General features: G+C 30.2%; 2 protein-coding genes. Both read left to right on the top strand.

Annotation, left to right across the window (positions count from 1 at the left end; all coding sequences use genetic code 11):
- Nucleotides 1-113: 113 nt before the first annotated feature.
- Nucleotides 114-410 carry a DJ-1/PfpI family protein gene (locus KPL50_RS26400; RefSeq protein ID WP_375372966.1) on the top strand — a complete coding sequence of 99 codons (297 nt, stop codon included), beginning with the start codon at nucleotides 114-116 and terminating at the stop codon, nucleotides 408-410.
- A gap of 148 nt (nucleotides 411-558) precedes the next feature.
- Nucleotides 559-1077: a GNAT family N-acetyltransferase gene (locus KPL50_RS26395; RefSeq protein ID WP_216301442.1), complete on the top strand. Its 519-nt coding sequence runs from the start codon at nucleotides 559-561 to the stop codon at nucleotides 1075-1077.
- Nucleotides 1078-1457 lie beyond the last annotated feature (380 nt).

Raw genomic sequence — 1457 nt, 5'->3', positions numbered from 1 at the left:
TGTAAAATCCTTAATGCTCATTTATCCACCTCTAATCTTTATTCCATTATACATAGAAAAACCCTATAGCGTAGGTTTTTTTAAATCGTCTACTCTATAGGGTACATTTTAGTATTTGTGATGCTTCAGTTTTTTTAGGTAAAATGGGTATTCTAAACAATGTAAAACATACTAGTAATGATTTACATGATTTGAAGCAATGGGCTGGAGATTCTTATATGGGAGAAGAAAAGTATATGATGCAACCGGCAGTGAGCGATAATAATATTATTACAGCAAATGGCACAGCGCCTTTGGAATTTGCTAAAGAAGTAATGATTGCGTTAGAAGTTGCACCTCAAAAAAGTATTCTTGAATGGTACAATTTTCATAAATATGGTTGTTATGAAGCACCTATGCCGCATATGTAGATTTTAATAGAGTTATTACTGTATGAAACTGATAAATCAAATTTGTAGATTTGATGTAACGTAATTTTATATTCAGTTCTGTCGCATTTTTTATATAAGTATGAACTAACTGGTAATTCAAATTAAAAGTATATAAGGGGGATAAGAAATGATAGAAAATTTAATTAAGGGTAAAAATTTACTTATTAGAAATGCTGAAGCTAGAGATGCCACCGAAATTATAATGTTAGTTAAACAAGTTATGAATGAAGTACCATTTTTCCCAAGGACATCTGATGAATTTAATTTTACTATTGAGCAGGAAGAGGAATACATAAAAAATGCAGCACTTTTTTTGATTGTAGAAATAGAGGGAAAAATAGTAGGCTCAACTACTTTAGATAGAAGTAGTTTAAGTAAGTTAAATCATATTGGTGTATTTGGTATAACTATTTTAAAAGAGTACACTGGACTAGGTGTAGGTAATTCACTGACGAAAAAGGTTATTGAATGGGCTAAACTAAATAAAGTTGAAAAAATTGAGTTAGAAGTTTTTGAAGATAATGCCCCAGCGATATTACTTTATAAAAAATTTGGTTTCATTGAAGAAGGCAAAAAAAGAAAAGCTATAAAAACAAATGAAGGTTACAAGGATATTATTTTAATGGGTAGATTTTTAAATGATTAGGTAATTCTGTGAAGGTTACTTAGCATTATTTGTATATTTGGGTTACGAAAATAAAACTCTGCAACGTAATATTTCATATTAGGCGTCACAAACAATAAAAGTTTGTGGCGTTTTTACTTGTGACGACTTAGGCTGATAATGTGACACAATTTAATGCGGTAAATATTAAGATTTTAAATATTCAAAGAAAATTCAGAATGGGGGAATGATTTAATGCCTATAGGATATGTATCACCTAAAAAATTATTTCAGAGTGCTATAAGTACCGCGGTTACAGCAAGATATACAACACCAGCAAACACTAGAACACAAATAATCGAAATGTGGCTAGATAATCAGAACACAACTACTGACAGAAAGGTAGATATATATGCTCATGG

Source organism: Clostridium sp. CF012, assembly GCF_018861755.1.
GTDB lineage: Bacteria > Bacillota > Clostridia > Clostridiales > Clostridiaceae > Clostridium_AD.
This window is presented reverse-complemented; position numbering and strand designations above follow the sequence as displayed.

Bases quoted from the DNA above. Each gene is read 5' to 3' on its own strand.
- KPL50_RS26395 (WP_216301442.1), top strand. From the start codon at position 559: ATGATAGAAAATTTAATTAAGGGTAAAAATTTACTTATTAGAAATGCT.